Here is a 5,393-nt window from a genome sequence, read left to right on the forward strand (position 1 = left end):
GGGGAGGTACCGAAATTACGGTACCTCCCCGCCTCGCGTTATTCACCATCGGTGCTTAGAAGGATCCGCGTCTCCGCGCAGGCTGAGCGTTGCGCAACAAGCGACGACGAATCGCGGATGCATCGCCTACTCGGCGGCTTCCTCCACCACGAGCACCACATCGCGAACCTCCAGCTCGCCCTCAGCTGCCACCAGGGAGAGCTCGCGTGCGTTACCGGCGGCCTTCAGGTCGCCCAGGCCGGCCTCGATGCGGTCCAGCTGCGCCTGCGGAGCCGCGATGGTAGCGGACTCAACCTCGGTGCGCTGCTTGACCTTCGCGTCGCTCTTTGCCTTGCGCAGGCCGCCCAGGGCCTCAGCAACATCCGGCAGAATCTGCTTGAGCGAGTCAATCTGAGCCGGGTTGGCATCAGCCAGGACCCACTGGGCCGAAATGCCGGCGGTCGGGTTCTGAGCGGAGTACTCAGCCAGCAGGGTGCCCTCCAGGATGGGCAGCGCCTGCGGCCACTCGGCGCGGTGCACGCTACCCGCACGCCACCAGGACCAAATCTCTTCGGTCACGAACGGCAGGAAGGGCGCGAACAGGCGCAGCAGAGCGTCCAGGGTGGTGGCCAGAGCGGCCAGAACAGAAGCCTGCTCCTGCTCGCCGCGAGCACCGTAGGCACGGTCCTTAATCAGCTCGACGAAGTCGTCGGTGAAGGACCAGAAGAAGCTCTCGCAAATCTGCAGGGCACGAGCGTACTCGTACTTCTCAAATGCTGCGGTTGCCTCTTCAACCAGGTACGCCAGGCGAGCCAGCAGGGAGCGATCCAGGGCGTTGATGAGCACGCGACCCTGAGCCTGCGAGGTGATGACGGACTTCTCGGTTGCGCCCAGGTTCAGCACGAACTTGGAGGCGTTGAGCAGCTTGATGGCCAGGCGGCGGCCAATCTTCATCTGACCCTCGTCGTAGGCGGTGTCGGCACCCAGGCGAGCGGAAGCCGCCCAGTAGCGCACAGCATCCGAACCGTACTTCTCCAGAACCTCATTGGGGACCACGACGTTGCCCTTGGACTTGGACATCTTCTTGCGGTCCGGGTCGAGAATCCAGCCGGAGAGCGCGGTGTTGTACCACGGTACGGAGGAGGCCAGAGTCTCGGAACGCACGGCGGTGGAGAACAGCCAGGTGCGGATGATGTCGTGACCCTGCGGGCGCAGATCCATGGGGAAGGTCTTTGCGTGCAGGTCCGGGTTCACGCCCCAACCGGTTGCAATCTGCGGGGTCAGGGAGGAGGTGGCCCAGGTGTCCAGAACGTCCGGGTCGGCCACGAAGCCGCCGGCCACGCCGCGCTGATCCTCGGTGTAACCGGGAGCGGTCTGCGAGGCGGGGTCTACCGGGAGCATATCCTCGGTGGGCAGAATCGGGTTCTCGTAGTCGGGCTCGCCCTCGGCGTCCAGCGGGTACCAGACGGGGAAGGGAACACCGAAGAAGCGCTGGCGAGAAATCAGCCAGTCGCCGTTCAGACCCTCAACCCAGTTCTCGTAGCGGCTACGCATGAAGGAGGGGTGCCAGTTGATCTCGCGGCCGCGCTCGATGAGCTTCTCGCGGCGGTCGGCGTCGCGGCCACCGTTGCGGATGTACCACTGGCGCGATGCGACGATCTCGAGGGGCTTATCGCCCTTTTCGTAGAACTTCACCGGGTGGGTAATCGGCTTGGGGTCGCCGTCCATCTCGCCGGCCTCAACCAGCATCTCCACGACGGTCTTCTGCGCGGTGAAGACGGTGGTGCCGGCCATGCGCTCGTAGCGCTCGCGACCCTCGGCGGAGGTAATCCACTCGGGAACCTCGCGGGAGAAGCGGCCGTCGCGGCCGATGAGTGCGCGGGTATCCAGCTGCAGCTCGCGCCACCAGGTGACGTCGGTGGTGTCACCGAAGGTACAAATCATGGCGATACCGGCGCCCTTGTCGGGCTGTGCCAGCGGGTGAGCCTTGATTTCGACCTCAACGCCGAACAGCGGGGAGGTGACGGTGGTGCCGAAGAGCGACTGGTAGCGCTCGTCGTCGGGGTGCGCCACGAGGGCCACGCAGGAGGGCAGCAACTCGGGGCGGGTGGTCTCAATCCAGACCTTCTCGCCGTTGGGGCGGTGGAAGCTGATGCGGTGGTACGCGCCGGGGCGTTCCTTATCTTCTAGCTCGGCCTGGGCGACCGCGGTGCGGAAGGTGACGTCCCACATGGTGGGGGCCTCTGCCATGTAGGCGTTGCCTGCTTCCAGGTCCTTCAGGAAGGCGAGCTGGGAAACCTTGCGGGAGTGTGCGTCGATGGTGCGGTAGGTACGCGACCAGTCCACGGACAGACCCAGGGTGGTGAAGAGGTTCTCGAAGACCTTCTCATCCTCAACCGCGAGTTCTTCGCAGAGCTCGATGAAGTTGTTGCGGGAGATGCGCGGCCACTTTGCCTGGCTGCGGTCAGGCTTGGGGGTGCCGTCTGCCTTCCAGGTAATCAGGTCACGGAAGGAATCGTTGTCGGGCACGGAGGGGTCGCAGAGAACGCCGTAGTAGTTCTGAACGCGGCGTTCGGTGGGCAGACCGTTGTCGTCCCAGCCGAGGGGGTAGAACACGTTCTTGCCGGTCATGCGCTGGTAGCGTGCAATGACGTCGGTCTGGGTGTAGGAGAACATGTGACCCACGTGCAGGGAGCCGGATGCGGTCGGCGGCGGGGTGTCGATGGAGTAGACCTGCTCGCGAGTGGTGTTCTCGTCGAATGCGTAGGTCTTCTCATCGGCCCAGCGCTTCGAAAGCTTCTCTTCGAGGCCTTCGAGGGCGGGGCGGTCGGGAACGTTAATCTGTACGGGCGAGTCTGAGCCCAAAATGTTTTCAGCCATAAGGGCTATTTTCTCATATTCACGGCGTTCTCTCAGCTTTCAGCGCCGGCCGTGCGCCGAGGACGTGGTGAGTCACGGCCTCGATGGCCGTTCGCGGGGTGCTTCGAGGGGTTGTCAGGGGCGTTCGTAGCGGGTGATGGCTTCTTCGAGGCGGCGCAGAAGCCGGTCGTATCGCGGGGCGAAACGTGCGCGACGCAGGGCAACGGCGGGTCCGCGGGAGTGGATGAGCTCATCCCAGGAGGCGGGGTCCAGGTAGGTCTGCCCCAGGAGTAGATGTACCTCGATGGGGTAGGGGGTCCCTGTGGAAGCTCGGTACGTGGCGGCTCGCTGCTGTAATTCTCGGCGGCGGGTTCGGAGGTCGGTGATGCGGTGGCGTTGAGATTTCACGGTGGTGCGGTAGATAGGGGGGTGGCGGGGGAGAAGCCTCGGAAGCGCTGCTCGGAAATGCTACAGGAATAGGTCATTAATACCCGAAGGTAAATGTGTTCCGCGGATCATTTCAACACGTGACTCGACCCTATGCAGGCATCATTCGGGGGCGTAGACTGAAATAGTACCAATCCTGAGGAGGCATTGATGAGTACGTTTAGTTTCTTTGGTTTGGGTGCTTTCGAGACCGCCGTTCTACTGATTCAGGTGGTACTGGTGGCGGCATGCATCGGGCACCTTAGCTTGCGAAGCGGCTATGGGGAGGCGCGCATGCGCTTCGTTCTTCCCATTATCGCTTTCGTGCCGGGTGCCGCGATTCTCTATCTTATGTCTGCACGCGAGGGGACGGTTCCCCCGGACACCGTGAAGACCGGTAGTAGCTCGCCCGTGTACTTTGAGCACCGCCTCGGCTACCGCGATGGTGGCCGTAGCCGCTGGGGTCTTCCCCGTCGCCGCAAGTAATCGGGGGGCGACGAGGTTCTTTTGAGCCGTGAAAACCTTGAGCTGTGAAAACCTTGAGCCGTGAAAACCGAAAAAACCAAAAAATGTATGCCCGGTGTGTTTCGTTGTGGAGCACGACCGGGCATCGTTTTATTAGGATAAAGATATGACTAAGAACACTTACATTCCTCCATCTCCCTTTCGCTCCTGGGCCGGAGACGGCAAAGTGGCCGTGGTGACCGGCGCGTCCAGCGGAATTGGTCGAGCTACCGTGCATCAGCTGGTTGCCACCGGGTGGACGGTGTACGCTCTGGCTCGCCGCACCGACCGTCTTTACACCCTGCAGCAGGAGACCGGCGCGCATCCGGTCACCTGCGACGTAACCAACGAGACCGCCGTTGCTTTTGCCGCCGAGCAGATCCTGGGTGAGCAGGGAACCGTTGACGCCCTGGTCAATATTGCCGGGGGAGCCATCGGCCTGGATCCCGTCTCGGAGGGTAAGCCCGAAGATTACCTGCAGATGTACCGCATGAACGTGCTGGGAATCCTGAATACGGTCCGCGCCTTCAGCGGGGCACTGCGCCAGAATGGTCACGGCACGATTCTGAATCTGACCTCCACCGCTGCCGAGCATGGGTACGAGGGCGGCGCCGGGTATAACGCCGCAAAGTTTGGCGCTCGCGGCCTGACCGAGGCGCTCCGCCTGGAGGAGGCGGAACATAACGTGCGCGTCATCGAGATTTGCCCCGGCATGGTGCACACCGAAGAGTTCTCCCTGAACCGCCTGGGTTCGCAGGAGGCCGCCGACCGCGTGTATGAGGGCGTACCGAATCCGCTTACCGCCGAGGACGTGGCGCAGACCGTAACCTTTGCGCTCAACGTTCCGCACCACGTTAACCTGGACCGCATTACCCTGCGCCCGGTGGCTCAGGCCAGCCAGTTCAAGGTGATTCGCGCCGAGGGGTAGCGTGCCATCGGCCCTCTCTGCAACCCCTCATTGAGAAGTTCTGCGGATAATACGCGCATAACCCCGTTTGGGGGATGGGTGAAAGCTCACTCCCCGAAGCGGGGTTTTCTCAGGTAGTTATAAGGTTTTTCCTCACGGAATAACGCATAGGTTCGTTAAACGTCAGCAAAAGGGAAGTTTAAGAATCGCCATATCCTGATACGGAGAACTCAAGTAAGCGAATTGGTATGTATGCAATCTCTTTATAGGGGAGTGTTTTATAACGATTTGATAACACTTGAATAGAGGATGCGATAGGGTGCCGGTAAGAACAGGGGCGAATGTTAGCCTTTTAGCATCACACCCATATTGAACACCCGATGGCCTTCGAAGAGGGGGGCGCATATTCCCGGGGTTCACCACCGATGATTCAGAGATCGAGGAACAATGTCGAAGACTACCCGTCGCGTCTACAAGATTGCAGCAGCGGCAGCCTTTACCGCAGGCTCCGTTGCCGCTATTCCGGCAACCTTTGCGGCTGAGGCTCCCGCAGACCAGAACGGTACGACTGTTGCCGTCACGCAGCACCCCAACGGTGAGGTAAACGTAGAGGTTACTGCCCCGGCCCCCGCTGCTACCGAGGCACCGAAGACTGAGGCTCCGGCGCCGGCTGCTACCGAGGCTCCGAAGACCGAGGAAACCCCGAAGGCTGAGGCCC

The 5,393-nt window shown here is 61.9% G+C and carries 4 protein-coding genes and 1 pseudogene; 3 read left to right on the top strand and 2 right to left on the bottom strand.

Annotated features, from left to right (window positions below; translation table 11 throughout):
• Positions 1-126: 126 nt before the first annotated feature.
• Entirely contained in the window at positions 127-2,859 is a 2,733-nt protein-coding gene (valS, locus tag HMPREF2630_RS06545; protein WP_070483996.1) for a valine--tRNA ligase, read from the bottom strand.
• A 114-nt stretch (positions 2,860-2,973) separates the two neighbouring features.
• On the bottom strand, positions 2,974-3,246 hold the full coding sequence (locus HMPREF2630_RS09120; protein WP_141761815.1) for a hypothetical protein: 273 nt from the start codon (positions 3,244-3,246) through the stop codon (positions 2,974-2,976).
• Positions 3,247-3,435: 189 nt separating this feature from the next.
• On the opposite strand from HMPREF2630_RS09120, the gene HMPREF2630_RS06550 reads away from it, so the two are divergent.
• The 3 genes and pseudogenes from HMPREF2630_RS06550 to HMPREF2630_RS06560 form a co-directional block, all read left to right on the top strand.
• A complete protein-coding gene (locus tag HMPREF2630_RS06550) occupies positions 3,436-3,750 on the top strand; it encodes a hypothetical protein (RefSeq protein WP_049331327.1) in 315 nt (104 codons plus the stop codon).
• Positions 3,751-3,895: 145 nt separating this feature from the next.
• Positions 3,896-4,696, top strand: coding sequence for an SDR family oxidoreductase (locus tag HMPREF2630_RS06555; RefSeq protein ID WP_049331325.1), 801 nt, complete (start codon positions 3,896-3,898; stop codon positions 4,694-4,696).
• A gap of 426 nt (positions 4,697-5,122) precedes the next feature.
• Positions 5,123-5,393 (top strand): annotated as a pseudogene (locus HMPREF2630_RS06560) (peptidase); the annotation flags it as partial.

The organism is Rothia sp. HMSC072B03 (assembly GCF_001809565.1).
Lineage (GTDB): Bacteria > Actinomycetota > Actinomycetes > Actinomycetales > Micrococcaceae > Rothia > Rothia mucilaginosa_A.

What these genes read in the sequence shown, in the direction of transcription:
- valS (WP_070483996.1), bottom strand. Translation starts at nt 2,859, where the DNA reads ATGGCTGAAAACATTTTGGGCTCAGACTCGCCCGTACAGATTAACGTT.
- HMPREF2630_RS06555 (WP_049331325.1), top strand. Translation starts at nt 3,896, where the DNA reads ATGACTAAGAACACTTACATTCCTCCATCTCCCTTTCGCTCCTGGGCC.
- HMPREF2630_RS06550 (WP_049331327.1), top strand. Translation starts at nt 3,436, where the DNA reads ATGAGTACGTTTAGTTTCTTTGGTTTGGGTGCTTTCGAGACCGCCGTT.